General features: G+C 63.0%; 27 protein-coding genes. 5 read left to right on the forward strand and 22 right to left on the reverse strand.

Annotated elements, in window-relative coordinates; genetic code table 11:
• The first annotated feature begins 140 nt into the window (after positions 1-140).
• Complete coding sequence (locus ACT67G_RS02835; RefSeq protein WP_443662931.1) at positions 141-2,066, forward strand: LTA synthase family protein; 1,926 nt, start codon at positions 141-143, stop codon at positions 2,064-2,066.
• 44 nt (positions 2,067-2,110) lie between these two features.
• Here the strand turns inward: ACT67G_RS02835 and uvrC are convergent, their stop codons facing one another.
• The 5 genes from uvrC to ACT67G_RS02860 all read right to left on the reverse strand — a co-directional run bounded on the left by uvrC (position 2,111) and on the right by ACT67G_RS02860 (position 5,807).
• Positions 2,111-3,952 carry an excinuclease ABC subunit UvrC gene (gene uvrC / locus ACT67G_RS02840; protein ID WP_443662932.1) on the reverse strand — a complete coding sequence of 614 codons (1,842 nt, stop codon included), beginning with the start codon at positions 3,950-3,952 and terminating at the stop codon, positions 2,111-2,113.
• Between the two features lie 96 nt (positions 3,953-4,048).
• On the reverse strand, positions 4,049-4,312 hold the full coding sequence (locus tag ACT67G_RS02845) for an HPr family phosphocarrier protein (protein WP_325247108.1): 264 nt from the start codon (positions 4,310-4,312) through the stop codon (positions 4,049-4,051).
• A 347-nt stretch (positions 4,313-4,659) separates the two neighbouring features.
• Positions 4,660-5,193 carry a rubrerythrin gene (gene rbr / locus ACT67G_RS02850; RefSeq protein ID WP_325247107.1) on the reverse strand — a complete coding sequence of 178 codons (534 nt, stop codon included), beginning with the start codon at positions 5,191-5,193 and terminating at the stop codon, positions 4,660-4,662.
• Between the two features lie 52 nt (positions 5,194-5,245).
• A complete protein-coding gene (locus ACT67G_RS02855; protein WP_443662933.1) occupies positions 5,246-5,632 on the reverse strand; it encodes a Fur family transcriptional regulator in 387 nt (128 codons plus the stop codon).
• Between the two features lie 31 nt (positions 5,633-5,663).
• Positions 5,664-5,807 carry a hypothetical protein gene (locus tag ACT67G_RS02860; RefSeq protein WP_325247105.1) on the reverse strand — a complete coding sequence of 48 codons (144 nt, stop codon included), beginning with the start codon at positions 5,805-5,807 and terminating at the stop codon, positions 5,664-5,666.
• Positions 5,808-5,846: 39 nt separating this feature from the next.
• On the opposite strand from ACT67G_RS02860, the gene ACT67G_RS02865 reads away from it, so the two are divergent.
• The gene (locus ACT67G_RS02865; RefSeq protein ID WP_325247104.1) at positions 5,847-6,293 is read left to right on the forward strand and encodes a hypothetical protein; all 447 of its coding nucleotides are present in this window, start codon (positions 5,847-5,849) and stop codon (positions 6,291-6,293) included.
• Between the two features lie 65 nt (positions 6,294-6,358).
• On the opposite strand, the gene ACT67G_RS02870 is transcribed toward ACT67G_RS02865, so the two are convergent.
• The 12 genes from ACT67G_RS02870 to ACT67G_RS02925 form a co-directional block, all read right to left on the reverse strand.
• Positions 6,359-7,006, reverse strand: coding sequence for an HAD family hydrolase (locus ACT67G_RS02870; RefSeq protein WP_443662934.1), 648 nt, complete (start codon positions 7,004-7,006; stop codon positions 6,359-6,361).
• A gap of 143 nt (positions 7,007-7,149) precedes the next feature.
• Positions 7,150-7,971, reverse strand: coding sequence for a histidinol-phosphatase HisJ family protein (locus tag ACT67G_RS02875; protein ID WP_443662935.1), 822 nt, complete (start codon positions 7,969-7,971; stop codon positions 7,150-7,152).
• Positions 7,968-8,603, reverse strand: coding sequence for a bifunctional phosphoribosyl-AMP cyclohydrolase/phosphoribosyl-ATP diphosphatase HisIE (gene hisIE, locus ACT67G_RS02880; protein WP_325247101.1), 636 nt, complete (start codon positions 8,601-8,603; stop codon positions 7,968-7,970). Before hisIE ends, ACT67G_RS02875 begins: the two co-directional genes overlap by 4 nt.
• Before the next feature lie 12 nt (positions 8,604-8,615).
• A complete protein-coding gene (gene hisF / locus ACT67G_RS02885; RefSeq protein ID WP_325247100.1) occupies positions 8,616-9,371 on the reverse strand; it encodes an imidazole glycerol phosphate synthase subunit HisF in 756 nt (251 codons plus the stop codon).
• Positions 9,365-10,084 carry a 1-(5-phosphoribosyl)-5-[(5-phosphoribosylamino)methylideneamino]imidazole-4-carboxamide isomerase gene (hisA, locus tag ACT67G_RS02890; protein WP_443662936.1) on the reverse strand — a complete coding sequence of 240 codons (720 nt, stop codon included), beginning with the start codon at positions 10,082-10,084 and terminating at the stop codon, positions 9,365-9,367. The genes hisF and hisA overlap by 7 nt, the downstream gene beginning before the upstream one ends.
• Positions 10,085-10,097: 13 nt before the next feature.
• Positions 10,098-10,709 carry an imidazole glycerol phosphate synthase subunit HisH gene (gene hisH / locus ACT67G_RS02895; RefSeq protein ID WP_325247098.1) on the reverse strand — a complete coding sequence of 204 codons (612 nt, stop codon included), beginning with the start codon at positions 10,707-10,709 and terminating at the stop codon, positions 10,098-10,100.
• Between the two features lie 12 nt (positions 10,710-10,721).
• Complete coding sequence (gene hisB / locus ACT67G_RS02900; RefSeq protein WP_443662937.1) at positions 10,722-11,309, reverse strand: imidazoleglycerol-phosphate dehydratase HisB; 588 nt, start codon at positions 11,307-11,309, stop codon at positions 10,722-10,724.
• Positions 11,310-11,322: 13 nt separating this feature from the next.
• Positions 11,323-12,387: a histidinol-phosphate transaminase gene (gene hisC / locus ACT67G_RS02905; protein ID WP_443662938.1), complete on the reverse strand. Its 1,065-nt coding sequence runs from the start codon at positions 12,385-12,387 to the stop codon at positions 11,323-11,325.
• Positions 12,388-12,411: 24 nt separating this feature from the next.
• Positions 12,412-13,692: a histidinol dehydrogenase gene (hisD, locus tag ACT67G_RS02910; protein WP_443662939.1), complete on the reverse strand. Its 1,281-nt coding sequence runs from the start codon at positions 13,690-13,692 to the stop codon at positions 12,412-12,414.
• Complete coding sequence (gene hisG, locus ACT67G_RS02915; protein WP_443662940.1) at positions 13,689-15,269, reverse strand: ATP phosphoribosyltransferase; 1,581 nt, start codon at positions 15,267-15,269, stop codon at positions 13,689-13,691. Before hisG ends, hisD begins: the two co-directional genes overlap by 4 nt.
• A gap of 207 nt (positions 15,270-15,476) precedes the next feature.
• Entirely contained in the window at positions 15,477-16,949 is a 1,473-nt protein-coding gene (locus ACT67G_RS02920; protein WP_443662941.1) for a MerR family transcriptional regulator, read from the reverse strand.
• A gap of 132 nt (positions 16,950-17,081) precedes the next feature.
• Complete coding sequence (locus ACT67G_RS02925; protein ID WP_443662942.1) at positions 17,082-18,161, reverse strand: PhnD/SsuA/transferrin family substrate-binding protein; 1,080 nt, start codon at positions 18,159-18,161, stop codon at positions 17,082-17,084.
• Positions 18,162-18,301: 140 nt separating this feature from the next.
• Here ACT67G_RS02925 and ACT67G_RS02930 point away from each other — a divergent pair, with 140 nt between their 5' ends.
• The 3 genes from ACT67G_RS02930 to ACT67G_RS02940 all read left to right on the forward strand — a co-directional run bounded on the left by ACT67G_RS02930 (position 18,302) and on the right by ACT67G_RS02940 (position 20,312).
• The gene (locus ACT67G_RS02930; RefSeq protein WP_325247091.1) at positions 18,302-18,646 is read left to right on the forward strand and encodes a cupin domain-containing protein; all 345 of its coding nucleotides are present in this window, start codon (positions 18,302-18,304) and stop codon (positions 18,644-18,646) included.
• Between the two features lie 138 nt (positions 18,647-18,784).
• Positions 18,785-19,273, forward strand: coding sequence for an RNA polymerase sigma factor (locus ACT67G_RS02935; RefSeq protein WP_443662943.1), 489 nt, complete (start codon positions 18,785-18,787; stop codon positions 19,271-19,273).
• A complete protein-coding gene (locus ACT67G_RS02940) occupies positions 19,257-20,312 on the forward strand; it encodes a DUF4179 domain-containing protein (protein WP_443662944.1) in 1,056 nt (351 codons plus the stop codon). The genes ACT67G_RS02935 and ACT67G_RS02940 overlap by 17 nt, the downstream gene beginning before the upstream one ends.
• Positions 20,313-20,373: 61 nt before the next feature.
• On the opposite strand, the gene ACT67G_RS02945 is transcribed toward ACT67G_RS02940, so the two are convergent.
• The 5 genes from ACT67G_RS02945 to ACT67G_RS02965 all read right to left on the reverse strand — a co-directional run bounded on the left by ACT67G_RS02945 (position 20,374) and on the right by ACT67G_RS02965 (position 23,832).
• Entirely contained in the window at positions 20,374-20,640 is a 267-nt protein-coding gene (locus ACT67G_RS02945) for a hypothetical protein (protein WP_325247088.1), read from the reverse strand.
• A 3-nt stretch (positions 20,641-20,643) separates the two neighbouring features.
• Entirely contained in the window at positions 20,644-21,378 is a 735-nt protein-coding gene (deoD, locus tag ACT67G_RS02950) for a purine-nucleoside phosphorylase (RefSeq protein ID WP_325247087.1), read from the reverse strand.
• Between the two features lie 35 nt (positions 21,379-21,413).
• Entirely contained in the window at positions 21,414-22,484 is a 1,071-nt protein-coding gene (gene mtnA / locus ACT67G_RS02955) for an S-methyl-5-thioribose-1-phosphate isomerase (RefSeq protein ID WP_443662945.1), read from the reverse strand.
• Complete coding sequence (locus ACT67G_RS02960; RefSeq protein ID WP_443662946.1) at positions 22,481-23,149, reverse strand: class II aldolase/adducin family protein; 669 nt, start codon at positions 23,147-23,149, stop codon at positions 22,481-22,483. Before ACT67G_RS02960 ends, mtnA begins: the two co-directional genes overlap by 4 nt.
• Positions 23,150-23,310: 161 nt before the next feature.
• Positions 23,311-23,832, reverse strand: coding sequence for a nitroreductase family protein (locus tag ACT67G_RS02965; RefSeq protein ID WP_325247083.1), 522 nt, complete (start codon positions 23,830-23,832; stop codon positions 23,311-23,313).
• Positions 23,833-23,852 lie beyond the last annotated feature (20 nt).

A 23,852-nucleotide genomic window follows, 5' to 3' on the forward strand; every position in this document is an offset into this window, starting at 1 on the left:
CCCCGTTTTTTCGATACGGAGGGTATTTTTTTACTAAAAAATACCCTCCGTATTGCTTTTTTCTTCCGCCGCCTTGCTTTTCCGGGCAGAATCACTATAATGATACTATTCATGTTCAATTTACGAAAGGATCTGTGGATTTGAAGATTCGAGACCGTTTTCCCAAAGTCCGGCTGCCCTGGTGGGGCTCCTTGCTGGCGGCGGTGCTGCTGGCGGGCGGCATTACCCTGCTGGCCCTGTGGTGCCAGCCCAACGCCCTGCGCAGCGTCCTGGCGGTATTCCGGGGCCAGCCTCTGCTGATCATCCTCAACGCCCTGCCCATCGGCCTTTTGCTGCTGGCCGTGTCCTTCCTGCTGCGCAATGTCTTTTACGGCGCGGCGGTGGTAAACTTCGCCGTATGTGCCCTCTCCATTGCCAACCGCATCAAAATAGAGGTGCGGGATGAGCCGGTGTTCCCCCGGGACTTTGCCCTGCTGAAAGAAGTGGGCAGCGCCATGGGCACCTACGACATCAACTACCCCTGGGGAGCCATTGCCCTGGTGGTGCTGGGATCCCTGGTGCTGGCGGCACTGGGCCTAGTCATCGGCGGCAAGCCCTTCCCCGTTGCCCGGCTGCGGGGTTGGCTGGGTCGGATCCTGGGGGCCGCTGCCAGCATGGCGGTCCTGGTTGGCCTTATTTTGACAGTATACGCCTCCGACGGCCTCTACAATTCTTTCCGGGTGTCCAACGCCTACTATATTCCCTCTGTCTTCAACGAGTTGGGCTTCCCCTACTGCTTCTGCCATCAGTTCACCACCTACCCCATCGACAAGCCTGAGGGCTTTGACAAGGGGGAGGCGGCCTCCTGGGAGACCGGAGAGGTCACCGGCCTGGGCCAGGAGGTCAACGTCATCATGGTAATGAACGAGGCCTTCTCCGACATCACCGACAATGACGCCTTTGCCTACACAGCGGAGGACGATCCCCTGCCCAACCTCCACGCCCTGCGCGCCGACCCCCATGCCATTACCGGACACGTGGTGGTGCCTGGCTTCGCAGGCGGCACTGCCAACACGGAGTTCGACGTCCTCACCGGTATGCAGACCAACGCCCTCTCCGCCACCACCACCTCCTCCTTCCGGGTGGTGAACCGGAATCTGGACAGCCTGTTCCGGGTCTTTGACGCCGACGGCTATCAGACCTCATTCTTCCACCCCGGAGACGACTGGTTCTACAACCGGGAGAATGTCTACCGCTGGTTCGGCGCGGAGACCACCCGCTTCGTGGATGAGATGGAGGATGTGGCGTACAAGGGCCGCTGGGTCACCGACGACTACATGGCGGGCCTCATTGAGGCGGAATTTGAATCGGCGGTGGAGGATGGGGAACCCCTCTTCCACTACACCACCACCATCCAGAACCACATGTCCTACACGCTGGACAAGTATGGAGAGGACTACTCCTATCCCGATGTGCCCCTGAATGTCTCCGTCTCGGAGGAAGTGGAGACGCTGCTGAAGGTCTATATCGAGGGTGCCCGGGACGCCGACGCCATGCTGGGGGATCTGGTGGACTATTTCTCCCAGAGCGGCGAGCCCGTGGTGCTGGTATTCTTCGGAGACCACCTGCCCTATCTGGGGGACAATCAGCTGGCCTACGCGGAGTTGGGAATGGATGTGGCGGTGGCGGAGGAGGACCGGGAAGATCCCCTGTGCTCCTACGAGACTCCCTATGTCATCTGGGCCAATGACGCTGCCGCTCAGGCCTTGGACTGGGAGGATGCCGTGGCGTCCCTGGATCTTCCGGAAAACGGCCGTCTCTCCGCCGCCTTCCTGGGCTCCACCGTGCTGGAACTCACCGGGCGGGCCGGCGAGAGCCCCTGGTTCGACTTCCTCAACCAGCTCCGCCGGGAAGTTCCCGTGGTGCAGAAAAAGACCTATATGGTCCCGGACGGCACCTATATCAAGGAACGGGATCTCTTGGACTGGGCCCCGGCGGAGGGGGCCGACGGCACCAAGATCAGCGAAGACGTCCTCAAGTGGCGTCAGTGGAGCTACTATAAGCTCCGCTACAAGGACATCGGATAAACAAAAAAGCCCCGGCATATCACAGATATGCCGGGACTTTTGTTTTACTCCTGGGTGGGATTCTCTTTCTCTGTATGGAACTTCCGGTACACCGCCTCCGCGGCAGAGCGGGGGATCACCGCAGACAGTGCCTCCACATCCGCTTCCCGGATGGCCTTGATGGTGCCGAAGGCCCGTTTGAGCTCTTCCCGCCGCTTGGGGCCTACGCCGGGGATCTCGTCCAGGGCCGAGCGCAGGGTGCTCTTGCCGTGGCGCTGGTGGTGATAGGTGATGGCAAATCGGTGAGTCTCCTCCTGGATCTGGCCGATGAGGGAGAATACCGCCTGGTTGCCGGAAATGCCGATCTCCCTGCCCTCCGGCGTCACCAGGGCCCGGGTGCGGTGGCGGTCGTCCTTCACCATGCCGAAAATGGGAACATCCACCCCGAAGCGGTCCGCCACCTGCTGAGCGGTCTTGGCGTGGGTCTCACCGCCGTCGATGAGAAAGATGTCCGGCAGGGGCAAAAACTTCTCGTCTCCGTCGGCGGCCCGCTGGAGCCGCCGGGTCAGCACCTCCGCCATGGAGGCGTAGTCGTCGGGGTGGCCATCCAGGCCCTTGATCTGGAAGCGGCGGTAGGCGGATTTCAACGGCCGGGTGCCGCTGTAGACCACCATGGAGGCCACGATGTCGCTCTTGCCGGTGTTGGAGATATCGAAAGACTCCATCCGGCCCGGGGGAGACGGAAGATCCAGCATCTTCTGCAAAAGCTCCAGGGTGTGGGCCACCCGCTCGGCGTCAGTGGTGGCCCGCTCCGCCTCCTGGGCGGCGTTGCGCCGGGCCATGGCCAAAAGCTCCGCCTTCTCCCCCCGCTGGGGCACGTGGACCCAGACCTTGTGGCCTGCCCGGCGGGTGAGCACCTCCGACAGTTCCTCGCAGTCCTCCGTGTCCAGCGGCAGCAGGATCTCATGGGGCAGGATGGACCGGGGCAGGTAGTACTGGGCCGTCAGGGCGGAGAGCATCTCCTCCTCCGGCTCCTCCACCGGGGCGGTAAACAGCTCCGTCTCCCGGCCTGTCAGCTGCCCCTTCTCCACATGGAGCACCGCGTAGCAGCACTTGCCGCTGCCCCGGTAAAGTCCCCAGATATCCGTGTCGGCACAGAGGCCCGCGATGACCGTCTGCTTTTTCCCTAGGGCGCTGATGGCGTTGATCCGGTCCCGCAGCAGGGCAGCCTGCTCGAACTTCAGCGCCTCCGCCTCCGTCTCCATCTCCGCCGTCATTTCCCGCAGCAGCTGCTTGGACTTGCCCTCCAGCAGCAGCACCGCCTGCTCGATGCGGCGGTTATACTCCTCCGCCGTCATCTCCGGGCGGCAGAAGCCGTCGCACCGGCCCATGTGGAAGTTGAGGCAGGGCCGCTCCGCGCCGATGTCCCGGGGGAACTGCCTGCGGCAGGTGGGCAGACGCAGCGCCGCGCACACGGCGTCCAGGGCCTGCCGGGTCTCCTGGCGGCCGCCGAAGGGGCCGAAGTACCGGGCGCTGTCCGCCGCCATCTTGTTCACCAGGGAAAACCGGGGATACGTCTCCCGGGACAGGCGCACGAAGGGATAGCCCTTGTCGTCCTTTAACAGGATGTTGTATTTGGGGCTGTGGCGCTTGATGAGGGAGTTTTCCAGCACCAGGGCCTCAAACTCACTGGAGACGAAAATGGTGTCGAACCGGTCCACCTGGGAGACCATCTGGCGGGTCTTTACCGTGTGGGCGGCACTGTCCTGAAAATACTGGCTCACCCTGTTTTTCAGCTTTTTGGCCTTGCCCACGTAGATGACCTTGCCGGTCTTGTCCATCATGAGATAGACCCCCGGCGTCAGGGGCAGGTCATTGGCCTTTTCCCGCAGTTCCTCCCGCGTCATGGCGTGCCTCCTCTTCCGGCAGGCGCAGCGCGCCGCCTGTGGAATGAAAAGCGGCCCTGCCGGAGCAGAGCCGCACGGGGTCGGTATTCGGAGCGATCACTCGCCGAAGTTGTCCTTCACCAGCTCCACCAGGGCGCTGATAGCCTCCTTCTCATCCGCGCCGTCGGCGATGAGGGTGATGGTGGTCCCCTTCACAATGCCCAGAGACAAAACGCCCAGCAGGCTCTTGGCGTTGACGCGGCGGTCTTCCTTTTCCACCCAGATGCCGCTCTTGAACTCATTCGCCTTCTGGATAAAGAAAGTGGCGGGTCTTGCGTGCAGGCCCACTTCGTTGTTAACAGTAATCTCCTGTGTATACATGATACAGCTCTCCTTTTCCATACCAAGTCGATTTTACAGCTTCGCATAGACAGCAAGTCATGATTCTGTTATCATCATAACCGCTTTTTTCTATACAGTCAACGGCGTTTTTCACAAACATTTTTCAAAATTTTCCGGGCGGCGTCCTGCGGATTGGCATGATTGCACAAAAATGTGTCACTTATGAAGGCTCGCTTTGTCCCTTTTCCCCTTTCCGGCAGTACCATTTATAGGATGTACCCTTCAGTTTCCGCCTCTCGCCGTTAGTTTATGCACCGTGATGCCCACAAGTTCCCGAAAAAAACACACGCGTTCCCGGCGGGAACGCGTGTGTTTTTTCCGTAAGATCAATAGTTTTCGGCCTTCACCTGGAAATAGGCCTGGGGATGCTTGCACACGGGGCAAACGGCAGGGGCGCTTTCGGCGATCTCCACATGGCCGCAGTTGCGGCAGAACCACATGACCTTCTCGCCCTTCTTGAAGACCTCGCCCTTCTTCAGGTTGTCCAGCAGCTTGAGATAGCGCTCCTCATGGGTCTTCTCGATCTTGGCCACGCCCTCGAACTGGGCGGCCAGGGCCAAAAAGCCCTCAGCCTCAGCGTCCCGGGCCATCTCGGCGTACATCTGGGTCCACTCCTCGTTCTCACCGGCAGCGGCAGCCACCAGGTTGGCCTCGGTGTTGCCGATACCACCCAGGGCCTTGAACCACAGCTTGGCATGTTCCTTCTCATTGTCGGCGGTCTCCTGGAAGATGGCCGCGATCTGCTCGTAGCCCTCCTTCTTGGCGGCGCTGGCAAAATAGGTGTACTTGTTGCGGGCCATGGACTCCCCCGCAAATGCTTTCCACAGGTTGGCTTCCGTCTTGGTTCCCTTGAGTTCCATTGTGATTTCCCCTTTCAAATTCAAAAATCAGTATTCCCTGATGCTCTCAGGTTCATTCCGGTGCCTTCCCGGCGCACTCCGGACAAAGCCCCGTAAAAACAAGCGAATGGCTTTCAATCACCGCACCGCCGGCCGCCGCCATGCGATCCAGTGCCGGATCATAGGGCAGACTCTCCAGATCCAGTACCTGCCCGCAGCGTTTGCAGCGCAGGTGGGTGTGGGGGGCGGTGACCCCGTCGAACCGGGCGGTGGAGCCGCCCAGCTCCTGGAGCCTTCCCTCCTCCACCAACAGCCGCAGATTCCGGTAGACGGTTCCCAGGCTCAGCTGAGGAAGCTCCCCGCGCAGCTGCTCATGGATCATCTCCGCCGTGGGATGGGCCCGGCTGGCCAGAACCGCCTGGTAAATGGTCTCCCTCTGGCGGGAGTATCGACGCTCCATAGGCCCTCCATATCAGTAATAATTGCTATTATTAATATAGCAGCTTTTTTTCAAATTGCAAGTGTTTTTTGAAAAAATTTTTCGGGCAGAAATTTCCGCTGATACTTTTCGCCGCAGCGGCAACAATAAGCGTCGGTTGATGAGGTGCGGCACCGCCCTTGTCAGCCAAGGGCATGGGTGTCGCAACCTGTCCACGCAAAGGAGGATCCCAACCGTGAAGAAACGCTTTGCGCTGGTACTGGCCTCCGCTTTGCTGGCGTTTGCCCTGACCGCCTGCGGTGAGGATACCCGCAACGAGGCGGTAATCGACGGCACGGACAACGCCGTGACCGATCAAAACCAGAACGACAGCATGATGGATGGTTCTTCCCAGCAGGATACCGGCTCCGAATTGAAGAACGAGGCCCAGGATCTGGGCGACGATCTGAAAAACGGAGCGGCGGATCTGGGAGATGACCTGAAAGACGGCGCCGAAGATCTGGTAGACGGTACCGAGGACGCGCTGACCGGAGAGGATCGCACGTCCAACACCTCCACCAAGAAAAAAGGCTCCTCCATCGGCTCCAGTTACAGCCAGATGCTTGAAAACGCCCGGGTCCACGATACGGACGGTGACCTGACGGACCATGAAAATGCGTCCACACCCGGCACCACTTTCTAACACCCGGAAAAGCAGCAAAGAGGCCGCGGCGAAAGCCGCGGCCTCTTTGCCGGTCTCTTTTCATCTTACAAAATGAGGTCACCCAGAGCCTGGGCGGTATCCGCCAGATGCTCCGCCCCGGCCTCCACCAGGGACTCCCGGGAGCGGAAGCCCCAGGTGACGCCGCAGGTGTGAACCCCCGCGTTGTGCCCGGTCTGGATGTCCACGCTGCTGTCCCCCACAAAGAGCGTCTCATCCGGGTCCGCCTCCATGGCGGAGAGCACCTGGTGCACGCCGGTGGGATCCGGCTTCACCGGTACGTCCGGCAGCTTGCCCCGCACCAGGAAGAACACGCCCGGAAAGAAGTGCTCCACGATGGCCCGGCTGAACTCGTCGGCCTTGTTGGAGTACACCGCCATCCGCACTCCCGCCTTTCCCAGCCGCTCCAAAAGCTCCGGGATGCCGGGATAGGGTGCGGTGGTGTCCAGGTCGTGCTTGGCGTAATACTGGGAGAACTGGGAGAGGGTGTTCACCATCATCAAAGGGCTGCGGCACCCCTTCGGGGAGAACTTGCGCACCAGATCCGGGATCCCGTGGCCCACCATGGTTTTGTAGGCCTCCACCGAGTGCTCCGGCCAGCCGTTGGTGCGGCAGACCCAGTTGCCTGCCGCCGCCAGATCCCCGATGGTATTGAGCAGGGTTCCGTCCAGGTCAAAAATCACGTTGCGGTACATATCGGCACCTCACATCCATTGATATCATCTATAATTGTCTATTGTAGCAGGAGGCCGATACCGTCACAAGGGCAAGAACGCAAAAAGGCGCGGCCATAGCCGCGCCTTTGCTTGTCGAAAAAAGCCAAAGGAATTCCCATCGCTCAAAGGGGGCACTCCACCGGGCCCGAGAGGGTCAGCACCACTGAGCGGTCAAATCCTGCCGCCCGGGCCAAAGCCGCCGCATCATCATAGCCGAAGACCACGGTATCGGGGCTGTGGCTGTCGGAGGTGAGGATCACGCGCCCCCCCATCTGGCGCCATTCCTTCAGGAGGAACAAGGCCGGATACGGGCTCTCCCGGTAGCCCCGGGAAACGCCGCCGGTGTTAATCTCCAGAATGGTGGCCACCGGGTCCACCGCATGGAGGGCCTCCAGCGCCGCAGCCCGGTAGCGGGGGGCCGCCTCGTCAAAAAAGCGGTTTCCGGCGTTGAGCTTGGTGATAAGGTCAATGTGCCCCAGGATGGGGGGCTTTTGGGCCGCCACCCGGCACACGTCACGGAAGTACCCTGCCGTCACCGCCAGGGCGTCCCCGCCGAACATCTCGTCCCGGCAGGCGGCAAACTGCTCCGCGCTCCAGTCGGCGGCGTAGTAGATCCCCTCCGCCGAGCGCTGATAGTGGACGCTGCCGATCCAGTAGTCAAAGCCCTCCGGCGTGATGTCGGACTGGCTGTCCCACTCCAGGCCCAGCAGCACCTCCATGCGGCCCCGGTATGCCTCCCGCAACTCCAGGACCTGGCGGCGGTAATCCGCCATATCCGCCGGCAGCACATGGCCCACGTCATAGGGCACCGGGGTGTGGCTGTGGCCGGAGGCGCCGAAGTACCGCACCCCCGCCGCGTAGGCCGCAGCAGCCATCTCCGCCAGGGTGCCCTTGCCGTCGCACAGGGCGGAGTGGGTGTGGACAGAGCACTGCGCCGCTTTCATTGCATCCGCTCCTGCTTGACCTTGTGATCCACCACGTGGCGCTTTTCCAGCTCCCGGGTGATATCCTCCACGGAAATGCCCATCTGCACCATCAGCACCATCACGTGGTAGGTGAGATCCGCGATCTCAAAGACGGTCTCCTCCTTGTCCTCCTTGCGGCCGCCGATGATGACCTCCGTGCACTCCTCGCCCACCTTCTTGAGGATCTTGTCCAGGCCCTTTTCAAAGAGGTAGGAGGTGTAGCTGCCCTCCTTGGGGCAGGTCTTGCGGCCCTCGATGAGGTGGTAGAGGCCCTCGTAGCTGAAGGCCTTGAGTTCCTCGGAGAGGTAGACCGGCTGGAAGAAGCAGCTCTCCGCGCCGGTGTGGCAGGCGGGGCCGTCCTTGACCACCTCCACCACCAACGCGTCGGCGTCACAGTCGGCGGTGATGGACACCACATGCTGCACATTGCCGGAAGTCTCCCCCTTGCGCCAGAGCTCCTGGCGGCTGCGGCTCCAGAAGCAGGTGCGGCCCTCGTCGATGGTGATGGCCAGGCTCTCGGCATTCATGTAGGCCAGGGTCAGTACCTCCTTGGTGTAGTGATCCTGGACGATGGCGGGGATCAGCCCCTTTTCGTCAAATTTCAGTTCCATTGCGCATTCTCCTTATATCCGCATCTCCACGCCCCGGGCGCGGAGAAAGCGCTTGAGTTCTTTGATATCCACCTGCTTGGTGTGGAAAATGGAGGCTGCCAGCCCCGCGTCGATGCCGGGATGGGTGAAGAGCTCCGCGAAGTCCTCCATCTTCCCGGCGCCGCCGCTGGCAATGATGGGCACGTGTACCCGCTCCGCCAGGGCGTCCAGCATCTCCAGGTCGAAGCCCTGCTTCACGCCGTCGGTGTCGATGGAGTTGAGGACGATCTCCCCGGCGCCGTCTCCCACGCCCCGGACTGCCCATTCCAGGGCGTCAATGCCGGTATCCTCCCGGCCACCCTTGGCGAAGAGGCGGAACTGCCCGTCCACCCGCTTGACGTCCATGGAGAGGACCACGCACTGGTCGCCGTACTTTTTGGCCGCCGCGCCGATGAGGGAGGGATCCGCAATGGCCCCGGAGTTGACGGACACCTTGTCCGCCCCGCACTTGAGGACCCGGTCAAAATCCGCCAGGGTGCGGATACCTCCTCCCACGGTGAGGGGAATGAAGATCTCGCTGGCCACTGCCCGCAGGACATCCGTAAAAAGGTTGCGGCCCTCGGCAGAGGCGGTGATGTCGTAAAAGACCAGCTCGTCGGCGCCGGATTCATTGTAGAACCGGGCCATCTCCACCGGGTCTGCCATATCCCGCAGCTGGAGGAAATTCGTCCCCTTGACCACCCGGCCGTCCTTGACATCCAGACAGGGAATGATCCGCTTGGCTAACATGCGCCCACCTCCTCAATGACGGTTTTCAAATCCAGCCGCCCGGTGTAGAGGGCCTTGCCCAAAATGGCGGCCTTGGTGCCGATCTGCTGGAGCTCCCGAAGCTCGGTCAAGCTGCTGACGCCGCCGGAGGCGGTGATATCCAGCCCGTCGATCTTGGCAAGCTCCCGGTAGAGGTCCAGGTTGGTGCCCTGTTCCGCTCCGTCCCGGGAGATGTCCGTGTAAATGACGGTCTTCACTCCCGCGTCCCGGAGGCGGCGGCAGAAGTCCACCCCCCGCTCTGCTGAGAGCTCCTTCCAGCCGCTGACGGCCACGTAGCCGTCCCGGGCATCCACGCCCACGGCGATGCGGTCGCCGTATTTCTGTGCCATGCGCTCCGTGAACGCGAAGTCCTTGACGGCGATGGTGCCCAGGATGCACCGGCCCACCCCCAGGTCCAGATAGCGGCGGATGCGCTCCTCATCCCGGATGCCGCCGCCCACCTCGATATAGAGGCCGCCCTGGCGGGCGATGGCGGCGATGGTGTCAAAATTGGCCAGGGTGCCGTCCAAAGCGCCGTCCAGATCCACCACGTGGAGATACCGGGCGCCGGCGGCCATAAAGTCCCGGGCCACAGCACAGGGGTCGGCCCCGTAGACGGTCATCTGGTCATAATCTCCCTGGTAGAGGCGGACCACCTGTCCACCCCGCAGGTCAATGGCAGGAAAGATCTGCAAGCCTCGTCCCTCCTTACAGCTCGCCAAAGGCCCGCAGCAGCCGCAGTCCCGCGTCCCCGGATTTCTCCGGGTGGAACTGGGTGCCGTAGACATTTCCCCGGCGCACCACCCCGGTGACGGACACATTCCCGTACTGGGAGGTCCCCAGGGTACTTGCAGCGCAGTTTTTGGCGTAAAAGCTGTGGACATAGTAAACGTACTCCCCATTGCGGAAGTACCGGAAAATGGGGTCGTCCCGGGTGATGGCCAGGCTGTTCCATCCCATGTGGGGAACCTTCAGACTTTTGTCTGTGAGATCCGCCCGCAGATCCGCCACCTCGCCGGGCACCAGGCCAAGGCCCGGGTGCTCCCCGTACTCGAAGCTCCGGTCGAAGAGGAGCTGCATCCCCAGGCAGATGCCCAGGAACGGCTTCTTCTCCGCCTCCTCCAGCAGCACCGGCACCAAGCCCGTGTCCTCCAGCTTGGCCCGGGCATCTCCAAAAGCGCCCACGCCGGGAAGGATGATCCGCTCCGCCTGCCGCAGCTCTTCCGGCCGGGCGGTGACCCGGGCTTCAAACCCCAGCGCCTTGAGGCTGGCGGTGAGGGAAAAGAGGTTCCCCACCCCGTAATCCACAATGGCGATCATATTCTCCCCTCCTTACAGCGTTCCCTTGGTGCTGGGAATCTCGTTCAAATGCTTGGCATCCGGCGCAACGGCCTCTTTCAGCGCCCGTCCGGTGCCCTTGAACACCGCCTCCAGGATGTGGTGGGTGTTCTCTCCGGCCAGCTGCCGGATGTGGAGGGCACAGGGACAGTTTCGCACAAAGGAGAGGAAAAACTCCTTGGCAAGCTCCGTGTCGAAGTCCCCTACCTTGGCGGCGGGCAGCTCCACCGTCCAGCCCAGATAGTCCCGGCCGGAGAGATCCACGGCGATGAGCACCAACGTCTCGTCCATAGGCAGCAGGAACTGGCCGTAGCGGCAGATGCCCCGCTTGTCCCCCAGGGCCTGCGTAAAGGCCCGGCCCAGTGAGATGCCGATGTCCTCCACACTGTGGTGTCCGTCCACCTCCGTGTCCCCGTCGCAGCGGACGGTGAGGTCAAAGTCCCCGTGGCGGGCGAAGAGGGTCAGCATGTGGTCCAGAAAGCCCACGCCGGTCTGGATGTCCGCCGCTCCGGTGCCGTCCAGGTTCAGCTTCAAGCGGATCCGGGTCTCATTGGTATCCCGGACAATCTCAGCTGTGCGCATGGGTATCCCTCCTTTACAGTTCCTGCATCATCTGGTCCAGCTGGTCCACCAGGGCCACCATCTGCTCCAAAGAGCCGATGGTGATGCGCACGTAGTCCCGGATGCGGTCGGCGTCGAACCAGCGCACCAGGATTCCGTTCTCCTTGAGCCGGCGGTAGAGCTCTCCGCCGGGAATGGAATCACTCTTGGCAAAGAGGAAGTTGGCGCTGGAGGGCAGCACGGTGAAGCCCAGGGCTTCCAGCTCCTTGCGGGTCCACTCCCGGTTGCCGGCCACAGCGGCGGTGCACTTTTGGAAGTATGCGTCGTCCTCCACGGCAGCGGCTCCCGCCAGCATGGAGAGGCGGTTGACATTATAGGGGTGGAAGCTGTACTTTACCCGGTTGAGAGCCTCGATGAGGGCGGGGCTGCCCAGGGCGTAGCCCACCCGGCCGCCGGCCAGGGACCGGCTCTTGGACATGGTCTGCACCACCAGGAGATTGTCGTACCGGAAGATCATGGGCACGCAGCTCTCGGCGCCGAAGTCCACATAGGCCTCATCCACAATGACCACCCGGTCGGGATTCGCCTCCAGCAGCCGCTGGATGTCGGTCCGGGGCACGGCGATGCCCGTGGGGGCGTTGGGGTTGGCGATGACGATGGTGCCGGGGAAATCCATGTAGTCGTCCACATTCAGGGTGAAGTCCTCCCGCAGGGGGATGCGGGTAGCCTCCAGGCCGAAGAGCGCCACCTGGGACTTGTAAAACCCATAGGTGATGTCCGCAAAGGCCACGCCCTTGCCCTCCCCGCAGAAGGCCCGGAAGGCAAAGGCCAGCACCTCGTCGGAGCCGTTTCCGGAGAGGACATTCTCCGGCTGGAGCTCAAAGTGCTTGGCAATGGCCGCGTTCAACGCAGCGCAGGTGGGATCGGAGTAAAGGTTGAGCTTGAGCACCTCTGCCCGGGTCAGGGCCTTCATGACCTTGGGAGAGGGCGGAAAGGGACTCTCATTGGTGTTGAGCTTGATGTACTGCTGGTCCTGGGGCTGCTCACCGGGGGTATAGGGGGCCAGGGCATCCGCCTCTTTGGAAATAAACCGGCTCATATGCGTACCTCTTTCTTCCGTAATTCAATCGTCTTCGCTGCGGCTGAGCACCGACCGGGCGTGGGCCTCCAGCCCCTCCCGGCGGGCAAAGTCCGCGATGCGGGGAGCCGCCTTGCCCAGCGCCTCCCGGGTATAGTACAAAAAGCTGGACTTCTTGACAAAGTCGTCCACGCTGAGGGGACTGGAAAACCGGGCGGTTCCGCCGGTGGGCAGGGTATGGTTGGGACCTGCGAAGTAGTCTCCCAGGGCCTCCGGGGCGCTGCGGCCCAGGAAGATGCTGCCGGCGTTGCGCACCCGGGGCAGCAGGGCAAAGGGCTCCGCCACGCACAGCTCCAGATGCTCCGGGGCCAGCTGGTTGGCGGCCTCCACCGCCGCCTCCAAACTCTCGGTGACGATGATGCGGCCGTTGTCTTCAAGGCTCTTTTGGGCGATCTCCCGACGGGGCAAGGTGGCCAGCTGGCGCTCCAGCTCCGCCGCCACCGCCCGGGCCAGGGGCTCGCTGTCCGTCACCAGCACGGCGGCGGCGTGGGTGTCGTGCTCCGCCTGAGAGAGCATGTCCGCCGCCACGCACCTGGCGTCGCAGCCGCCGTCCGCCAGCACCAGGATCTCACTGGGGCCCGCCACCATGTCGATGCCCACCAGGCCGAAGACCTTGCGCTTGGCGGCAGCCACGAACACGCCGCCGGGGCCCACGATCTTGTCCACTGCGGGAATGGTCTCCGTGCCGTAGGCCAGGGCCGCCACGCCCTGGGCGCCGCCCACCTTGAAGATCCGGTCCACTCCGGCCACCTTGGCTGCCGCCAGGGCCTCCGGGCTGATGGCCCCCGTCTTGTCCGGGGAGGTCACCATGAAGATCTCCTCCACCCCGGCGATGCGGGCGGGAATGGCGTTCATCAGCACCGAGGAGGGGAATGCAACCGGACTCCGGGGCACGCAGATGCCCACCCGGGCGATGGGGGTATAGCGCTGGCCCATGACGATGCCGGCGTGTTCCGTGATGACAAAGTCCTTGTGGACCTGCCGGGTGTGGAAAGCGCGGATGTTCTCCGCCGCCTGGCGCAGCGTCTCCAAAAATGCGGCATCCACCCGGGCCACCGCCGCGTCCCACTCCTCCCGGGAAAGCTCCACGCTCCCAAGCTCCGCGCCATCGAACTTCTTCGCGTACTCCAGCAGCGCTGCGTCACCCCGGGCGCGGACATCCGAGAGAATGGCGTCTACCGCTGCGTCCACATTCTCCTCCGCCCCTGCCTTCCGCCGGAGGATATCCTCCGGCCGCAGGGCGTTGAACTGTTCAATGGGAATCATCCCTTGGTCACCTCCGTGAGCTTTTCCACCAGGGTGTCGATTTCCTTGCGCTTAAACTGATAGCTGGCCCGGTTGGCGATGAACCGCGCCGAAATGGGCATGAACTCTGTGATCACCTGCAGGTCGTTTTCCCGCAGGGTGGTACCCGTCTCCACAATATCTACAATGACATCGGAAAGTCCCAGAATAGGAGCCAGCTCAATAGAGCCGTTTAATTTGATGATGTCGATGTCCCGGCCCTGGGCCGCGTAGTAGGCCTTGGCGATGTTGACAAACTTGGTGGCCACCCGCAATGCCCGGCTCTGGTCCTCCGTGAAGTCCTTGGGGCCGGCCACGCACATGCGGCACTTGCCAAGACCCGTATCCATCAGCTCGTAGACGTCGGCCCCGGACTCCGCCAGGATGTCCTTGCCCACGATGCCGATGTCGGCAGCGCCGTGCTCCACGTAGATGGCTACGTCGCTGGGCTTGACCAGGAAGTAGCGGATGCCGGCGGCGGGGTTTTCCACCACCAGTTTGCGGGTGTCGGCGTAGTTTTCCGGGCAGCCGTAGCCCACACCGGAGAGGAGGTTGTAGACCTTGTCGCCCAGGCGCCCCTTGGGCAGGGCCACGTTGAGCATCACAGGGCCCTCCGTCGTCTCCCCCTGGGGCTCTGCCAGCCGGTCCAGCTCATCCAAGTACAGGGCAAAGCCGATGGCCCGGGCGCCGGGGCGGAACTGCTCCGCCAGGGGATCGTACCGGCCGCCCTTGAGCACCGCCCGGGGAAGGCCCGCAAGATACCCCTGGAGCACCAGGCCGTTGTAATACTCCATATCGTTGACCAGGGAGAGGTCCAGCCGCAGCTTCTCCGCTCCCGCCTCCTGAGAGAGGGCGGTGCACAGGGTCCGCAGCTCGGTGAGGGCCGCCCCCATGGCGGCGTTGAGGGCCAGCGGCTCCGCCTGGGAGAGCACCGACTCCCACTGCCCGGAGAGGCCGCTGAGACGGCACAGGGCCTCCGTCCCCTGCCGGGAGAGGCCCGCCTTTCCAGCGGTCTTCTGGAGCTCGTGGGCGTTTTTGTCCCGGATGCAGGTAAGGAGCTTGCCCCGGATGGCCTCCGGCGCCCCCACGGCGTCAAAAAGGCCCGTCACAAAGCCCATGTGGCTCAGCTCCACCACAAAGTCCCGCCCCGTCAAAGCCAGACTTCCCAGGGCCAGGGACACGGTCTTGGCGGTGGCGGCGTCGTCCACATGGCCGATGCACTCCACGCCCATCTGGCTGATCTCCCGGAAGGTGTGGCTCTCCTGGCTGGGCCGGTAGACGTTTTCCGCGTAGTAATACCGGGCGCAGCCCCCCTCCGGCACCCGGGCGTTCTTGGCAATGGAAAGGGTCACATCGGGCTTGAGGGCCAGCAGCCGCCCGTCCAGGTCCGTAAAGGTGATGACCTGCTCACTGGAGAGGAAGCGGCGGTTTTCCTGATAGAGGCCGTACTCTTCAAAGCGGCCCATGTGGTATTTCTGAAACCCCTCCCCCTGGTAGAGCATCTTCAGCTGCAGCGACAAGCGCTCCTGGGGCCGGAGCATATTGAGATCCAATTCCATAGGGTACCTCCTGGCGGGATATGGCCCGCGTATTTTCACGGGCAATATTTTACTTTATTTTATTAGCAAAGTAAAGTGGTAATTCGGTAGCAAACGAAATTCTGCCATTTGCACAAATGCATGGGAAAGTCAATCAGGGATACAGGGTGATTTTACACCCTGTATCCCTGATTTGCAATGTTTGCCGTGTCCCGCGGCGGTTGGCGCCTACTCCTCCAGAGCCATGGTAAAGGTGAAGGCAAAGCGGTTGTCCCCGGTCTCCACGGAGGGAAGGGCATATCCGGTGGAGAACCCGGTAAAGTTCTCCACCTCCGTGGCAAGGGTGATATCCAGCTCCCCCTGGCGCAGCGTAAATCCTTCCTGCCAATCCGCCTCATCCAGGGCCGCCAACTGGGCCCGCCGAGGCCCGGTCCAGAAAGGCGCGTCCTCCTGGGCCCAGGCAAAAGCCGTCAAGGCCAGGGCCATCCGCTCTGTGGGCAGGGCATACCATGAATGGGAATTTTCCACCCCTCCGGAGAGTGTCACGGCGGTCAGACGGCCGTTCTCCACCGTGTAGTGGAACTGCTCCGCCCCGGGAACGGAGTCGCCGATGGAGACGCTGACGACGTTGGGCAGATCCTGTGCCTCATGCCAGAGCCCCTCCGGGTCCAGCCAGCCAGCGGACCGCACTCCCAGATACGATGCCTGACGGTTATAGTTCTCCGCAAACTCCGCCACCGTCAGCTCCCCCCGGTTGGGAGGCAGCTGGGAAGCACTGTTGACTGCCTCTCCCACTCCCAAAAACAGCACCAGGGTAACCATAGTCGCCACCAGATTCCGCAGCAAAAAGGGCCTTTCCCGGTAGGCGATCCCCTCATCCCAGGGCTGGGGCTCATCATTGCTACAGCGCTTGGCTGAGCGATACAGCTGTACCAGGGACCAGATGGGGATGATGCAAAACCCCATGCCGTACCAGAGCATGCCGATGTAGCGGTTGAAGCCCCGGGAAAAAGAGAGTCGCCCGCCGTCTGGCTCCGTCAGCCGCAGTCCCATCAGCGCCTTGCCGGGAGTCGCCGCAAACAGCCGCAGGAACAGCGGCTCCAGCACCGCCAGCACCGCAAGGTTCACCAGCTGCATGAGGGACACATTGGCCCGGGCCGGATTGTATCCCGCAAGGCACAACACCATGGCCATCACCAGGGACAGCAAAAACTGATCCAGCAACCGGGCCGTAAGCCGCCGGGGGATGCTGCACACCGTGGGCAGGGCGTCCCCCTCCGGCAAGGAAGGCGACGGCGCATTTCGCCACCAGCCCTCCCCGCTCTCCGGCAGCGCCGGGGCATCCAGGTCCCGCAGGTACCGCCCGGCGTCCAGCTCCCCAAAGCTGACCCCCGCCGCCCGCACTGCGCCGCACACCTGCCGCACCCGCTCCAGCGACGCCTGCTCCCCGCCCAGCTCCGCCAGGCGCCGGTCCAGCACAGCGGTGAGCGTCTCCCCGCCGCTGCCCAGGGATCGCAGTTCCTCCACACTGACCCCCAGCCGCCGCAGCAGCTTGATCTTCTCCAAAACCGCCAGGTCTGCCTCGCTGTACTCCCGGTAGCCGTTTTTCGCCCGGGCCGGGTGCAGCAGCCCCTCCGCCTCGTAGTAGCGGATATTAGCCCGGGGTACCCCGGACCGGGCCTCCATTTCCTTACTGGTCACGAAACCGCCTCCTTTTGGGGGTATCATAAACTGTCAAGTAACTTGAAGGTCAAGGCTTTTTTCCCGGCAGGCCGGAAAAAGCGGTGATGCAGCAGCGCCCGGCGCGGCGCAGGCCGTACCGGGCGCAGTTCTCTATTCCGCCAGTTCCAGCAGCTCCCGCAGGGGCTCCAGATCGCCGCCGCCGATCCGGGCGAACCAGGCGCTGCCGAAGGCGGCCATGCTGCCGGGCTCCTGCTCCCCCAGATTCACCAGAACCGTGTCCAGGGCATTCTGGAAGGCGTCCCCCGTCAGGGCACTGTCTCCAGCGGACACCGCCGCCACGGTGGTGTACAGCGTGGGGGTCACGCCGATGCAGCGCACCTCTTCCCAGACGGATTTCTCCCGGCCAAAGCCGGACATGCCGCCGCTGCTCTTCTCATCTTCTCCCAGCGTCCAGGCATCCGCCACATCCAGCCGGGCGTCCGCCTGCAGGGGGAAGGCGTCGATCTCTCCCGCGGCCGCCGCCCGCAGCAGCGCCTCAAAACTCTCGTACTCCGTCACATCCGGCAGCTGCTCCACGGTACCGCCGTCATAGTTTTCCGCCAGCCACACCGCAAGGCACCCCCAGCCGCCCAGGGAATCCCGGGAGAGCACGCCCCAGCGGGCCCGGCTCAGCTCCTCCCAGGTCAGGGCCTGCCCGCTCTCCGCCCGGGCAGAAAGCTGTGCACCGTAGGCCGTGGGTGCAGCGCACACCAAGGCGAATGTCCCCGCCTGCCGCACCCCAGGCACCAGGGCCGTGGCATGCTCGCTGCCGTTCCAGTCCGCCGGAACGCTTCCGGCGTTGGAGAGGCCATGGTTCTCCGCCTCCGCCAGTACCGCCGCCGCGCCGTCACCGGAGCGGCCAAACTCCGCCGCCGGCAAAAACGCCACGTCCACGCTGCCCTCTCCCACAGCCTGGGCAGTGGCGGCGGGAGAGGTGCCCACCGTCACCGTCACGTCGCCCACTTCCACGCCGGTGTCCTCCGCTACGGCGTCAAACCCGGCCTTGAGAAGCTCCGGCAGTTCCCGAATCTCCTGCAGGAGGGCCTGGGGATCCTGGTCATTCTTACTGATCTCCACCCGCAAAGTCTCGATCTTTATGGGCTCCGGCGCCGGAGGCTCCTCCGGCCGGGCGCTGCACCCGCTCAATACCATTGCCAGCGCCATCAGCGCCGCAAGATGTCTCCGCTTCATGGGAACTCCTTTCCAGGGGTCGTTCTGGACGGCTGGACTTGAGCCCGCCGCCGTGCTACAATGGTTTTATTCTATCACTCCGGCGGGCCGCGCGCAAGGGCGGTCCCTCCCGGCAGAGATACGGCAAGGAGAGGACGCACATGTATACGCTATCTGGAAACTGCCCCGCGAAGGACGTCTGCGTGCAAAACGGCAAGGGTCTCATCCACATCAAGGAGCTCACCGACAAGGCGGGCCTCTATGACCATGGCCGCCTGTTCGCCCACGTAACGGTGAATCCCGGCTGCTCCATCGGCTATCACACCCACGAGCATGAGACGGAGTTCTACTACATCATCAAGGGCGAGGCCGTCTTCAACGACGACGGCAAGGAGGTCATCCTCCACCCCGGCGACATCGGCGCCACCGGGTACGGCCAGGGCCACGGTCTGGAGAACAAGACCGACGAGCCCGTGGAGCTCATCGCCCTGATCGTAGGCGAGTAAAACCCGGCACACCAGGAAAGGAGCGGGGATCCCCCCGCTCCTTTTTTCTGCTCTTTTTAAAAATTTCCTCTCCGGTGAAAGTTTTTCGGCCTCCCAGTCGTATCCCTGGTGAAGCGCGCTTGGAAGGAGTGATACAACATGGATCTCAAGGAGCGGGCGGACTACCTGGCCCGGACCTATGCCGACGCCATTCTCCGCTTGAGTTACACCTACTTGAAAAATACCCACGACGCCCAGGATATCTGCCAGACAGTGTTTGTGAAGCTGCTGACGGAGCCCCGGGACTTTGAGAGCCCGGATCATGAGCGGGCGTATATCCTGCGCATGGCGGCCAACGCCTGCAAAGATCTTTTGAAAAGCCCCTGGCGCCAGCGTACCTGTACCCTGGAAGCCGTGGGAGACGTGGCAGCTCCGGCGGCGGAGGAAGGGTCCCTCCTGCAGTTGGTAAACACCCTGCCCGCCCATTACCGGGCCGTCATTTACCTCTATTACTATGAGGGATACCAGGCCGCCGAGATTGGCCGCATCCTGGGCATCCCCACCGCCACCGTCCACACCCGCCTGGCCCGGGGCCGGGCCAGGCTGAAAACCTTGCTGGGAGGAATGGAATATGAACAATCTGTTTGAATATAAAGAAAATCTGGACGCCCTGCACTTCACCCCGGAGCAGAAAGCGGCCATCGCCGCCCGGGCCGCAGAGGCTGCGGCTGCGCAAAGCGCCCCCGTCCGCCGCCGTCCCATCCTGCGCACGGCGCTCATCGCCGCGTGCCTGGCCGTGGTGCTGGGAGTCACCGCCGGGGCCACCGGCATCCTCAAATCCGCAGCGGAGGCCTTCGCCCCCATCTTTGGAACCAGCGCCGCCCAGACGGAGATCATTGACAAGATCGGCTACCCTGTGGGAGCCTCCGATACCGCAGGCGGCATCACCATCACTGCCGACGCCGTCATGGGCGACCGGTACAATGCCGCCATCATTTTCACCATCACCCGGGACGACGGCACGGCCCTGCTGCCGGAGGGCACCCAGGACGATATGCTGCTGGTCCGGGGTGGCGGCGCGGACCTGAACATTCTGGGCGGCACCCACGGCGGCAGCTGGTTCGTGGACGAGGATCCCACCGACAACACCGTCCAGCTGATCCAGACCATCAGCGCCGACGTACCCATCAACGACTGCACCGCCACGGCACAGTTCGATGACCTCTGGCGCTGGGATGCAGAGAGCGGCGAGGCCGTCCCCTTTGCGGAGGGAACCTGGAAGCTCCGCTTCGACGTGCGCTACGAGGATGCCTCCGTCACCCTGGGCGGCGGCGAGACCTTCACCCAGGATGGGCTCACCTTTACCATCGACGCCATCACCCTCTCCCCGGTGGCGGTGAAGGTGGACTACACCGTGGATAAAGAAGTGGTCTGGAGTAATCACGAAAGCGGACGCCAGAGTGACGAGGACGCAGAGCAGATGGCACGCTACATGGAGAACGTGGCGGTCTTCCTCAACCGCACCGACGGCACCGTTGTGGACCTGTCCAACATGGGCGGCAGCATCTCCCCCCAGGACGGTGTCACCGTCTGCTCCAAGAGCACAGTTTTCAGTGAGATCCTGCCCCTGGAGGATCTGGCCTCCATTTCCGTGGGCGGCGTGGTGTTCCCCGTTCAGGCAGACTGAAACGTTTCCCAATGCAATTAAAAAGAGGGAAAGGCCCTTTGGCCTTTCCCTCTTTCTTTTTTCAGATACCCTCCAGGACTTCCCGGGCCCGCTCCAGATCCTCCGGCCGGACGGAGATGTAGTAGGTGTGCCGGTCGATACGGCCGTTGGGGCCGAAATCCCGGTGGTCCAGCTTGGCGCCGCAGCCGCAAAGAGGCGGCTCCGTATCGTAAAAGCCGGACTCCATGATCTTGATGCCTGCCTCTTTCAGTGCCTGTTTGGCGGCGTTCCAGCGGCCCTTGTCGCCCCAGACCTCAAAGGCCTTTTCCCTCTTTCCGAACAGCGCCATGGCTCATTCCTCCAGGGACTTCCAGGCAGTCTCCAGGGCGATCTCCATCATCTCATGGAAGGAGTCCTGGCGTTCTTGGGCGTTCAGGGCCTCCCCGGTGAAGATGTGGTCGGAGATGGTCAGGATGGCCAGGGCCCGCTTGCCCAGCCGCTGGGCGGTCCAGTAGAGGCCCGCCGCCTCCATTTCCAGGGCCAGAATACCGAACTTGCGGTACATCTCCCCGGCCTCGGGGTTGTCGTTGTAGAACTGGTCGGCAGTAAACACCTGACCCACGTCCGCCCGGACGCCCAGCTGCTCCGCCGCCGCCACAGCATCTTTGAGAAGGCCGTAGTCCGCGGTGGCGCACAGCTGCCCCGGGAAGCGGTACTGGTCGGCAAAGTGGGAGTTGGTGGAAGCGCCCAGGGCGATGACCACGTCCCGGACCTTCACGTTGTCTCCGATGCCGCCGGCGGAGCCGATGCGGATGATGGTGTCCACGCCGAAGAACTGATAGAGCTCATAGCTGTAGATGCCCACGGAGGGCACACCCATACCGTGGCCCATGACGGAGATCTTCTTGCCCTTGTAGGTACCGGTGTAGCCCAGCATGTTGCGCACCGTGTTGAAGCACACGGGATTTTCCAGATAGTGCTCCGCCACGTACTTGGCCCGCAGAGGGTCGCCGGGCATCAGCACTGCCTTGGCGATCTGGGATTCATCCGCCGCGATGGAGGCGGAGGGGGATTCTTTGATGGCCATATTGCAATTCCTCCTTGTATGATTTTCGTCGGATATTACGCTTTGTTGTCGAAGAGTGCCGCCAAGCTCTGGGTAAACGGCGGGCGGCAGATGCCCTTTTCCGTGACGATAGCGGTGATGAGGTTGTGGTCCGTCACGTCGAAGGCCGGGTTGTAGCACTTCACCTCCGGAAGTGCCATGGGTTTTTCATACCACATGGTCTTGATCTCCTCCGGATCCCGCTCCTCAATGGGAATATGGGCCCCGTCGGGGCAGGCCATATCAATGGTGGAGGTGGGCCCCAGCACATAAAAGGGGATGCCGTAGTGTTTTGCCAGGATAGCCACGCCGGAAGTGCCGATCTTGTTGGCGGTATCCCCGTTGGCAGCCACCCGGTCACAGCCCACGAAGCAGGCCTGAACCCACCCGTTCTTCATGACGATGGAGGCCATGTTGTCGCAGATGAGGGTCACGTCCACCCCCGCCCGCTGGAGCTCGTAGCTGGTGAGGCGGGCTCCCTGCAAAAGGGGCCGGGTCTCGTCGGAGAACACATGGAAGCTCATGCCCCGCTCCGTCCCCAGCAGGATGGGGCCCAGGGCCGTTCCGTACCGGGAAGTGGCAAGGGGCCCGGCATTACAGTGGGTCAGGATGCCGTCCCCGTCTTTCACCAGGGTTAAGCCGTACTCCGAGATGGCGGTACACTTTTCGATATCGTCCCGGTGGATGGCCACGGCCTTTTCGTACAGAGCCGCCAGTACCGCCTCCCGGGGCTCTCCCCGGTGGGCCCGGGCAGTTGCCACCATGGCCCGGGCCGCCCAGCTGAGATTCACCGCCGTGGGCCGGGCGCTCACCAGGTAGTCGGCATAATCTTCCAGCCGGGCCTGAAAGTCCTCCCCCTCCGGGATGGACCGGGCGAGCACATACACACAGTAGGCCGCGCAGATGCCGATGGCCGGGGCGCCCCGGACCCGGAGGGCCTTGATAGCCTCGTACATCTCCTCCGCCGTCCCCAGGGGGATCTCCCGCTCCTCACCGGGAAGCAGGGTCTGGTCGATAATGAAGAGGGTCTCGCTGTCCTTGTCATAGCGGATGTTGGCCGCTGCGATCACGTTTTGTATGTCCTTCATGGTATCTCCTCTCTCACCTGCCGCAGCTGCCGGTACATGCCCTGCATGCTCCGAAGCTCCGCGGTCTCCTCTTGCGTCAGGGCTACCGGGTCCCCCAGCAGCCGGGCATTGAGCAGAATCTTGGCGGTGTGCTCCACAGTCTCCATCCGGTCAAAAGCCTCCCACAGATCTTCGCCCCAGGTGAGGGCGCCGTGGTTGGCCAGCAGCACCGCGCAGTGGTCCGCCAGATACGGCTCCACGCTCCGGGGCACCTGGTCGGTGGAGAGCATGGCAAAGGACGGCGTACAGGGCACGGCCCCCAGCCCCGTCACCAGCTCGGAAAGATACGGCGTCTCCATCCCCCGGCGGCACACGGCAAAAGCCGTGGATACCGGTGGATGGGCGTGGACCACCGCCCCCACGTCCAGACGGCCCCGGTACACGGCCAGGTGCATTTTGGTCTCCGAGGAGGGATGGCGGTTTCCCTCCAGCACGTTGCCCTCCAGATCCGTCACCAGCAGCATATCCGGTGTCAGGCGTCCCTTGGAGACCCCGGAGGGCGTCACCAGCAGCCGGTCCGGCGCCGTTTTCATGGAGAGATTGCCGTCATTGGCGGCCACATACCCCCGGTCGTAGAGGAGTTTTCCCACGGCGCACATCAGCGCCCGCTCCGCCTCATAGGTCATACCGCTGCCTCCTTCGCCCTGTTGTTCGATTCCTTTTCAGTTTAGCGCAATTCTCCCTGGGGCGCAAGAGGTTCCCCGCCCCAGCCCCGGATGAAAGCTTGCAGCATCTTTTCGGCAAAAAAGAAGCGGCAGGGGGACACCCTGCCGTTTCTTCTCCCTCTTTACGGGCGGACGATGTAGCCCTCTTTCCGGGGCTTGGGGGCGGGCACATCGCCGTCGATATACCCCAGGACGCAGTTGCCCACGCCCCGGTAGGTCTCCGGCAGGCCCCATTTCTTTAAAAGGGCCTTGCCCTCGGGCCGGTCAAAGGTTTCGATGGCCCGGTTCACCCAGCAGGAGCCCACGCCCAGAGACCAGGCGGCGGTCATCAGGTTGCCCATTACCAAAGAGCCGTCCTGGAGCCAGTTGGCCGTCTCGCCGTCTGCCAGCACCACCACCACGGTGGGGGCGCCGAAGAAGGGATCCACGCCAGGCTTGCCCCAGATCTCCGCGTTGAGAGCGGACATATAGGCGATGGTCTCCGGATCCTGCACCACCACCATGACAGCAGACTGCCCACCCTTGGCGGAGGCGGCCCAGGTACCGGCGTCCAGGATGGCATCCAGGGCCTCCGGTGCCACCTGCTCCTTCTTGTACTTACGGATGCTCCTGCGCTCCCGCAGGACTTTCAGAGTCTCATTCATGATACATCACCTTTACAGAA

Source organism: Dysosmobacter sp. (genome assembly GCF_052306735.1).
Lineage (GTDB): Bacteria > Bacillota > Clostridia > Oscillospirales > Oscillospiraceae > Oscillibacter.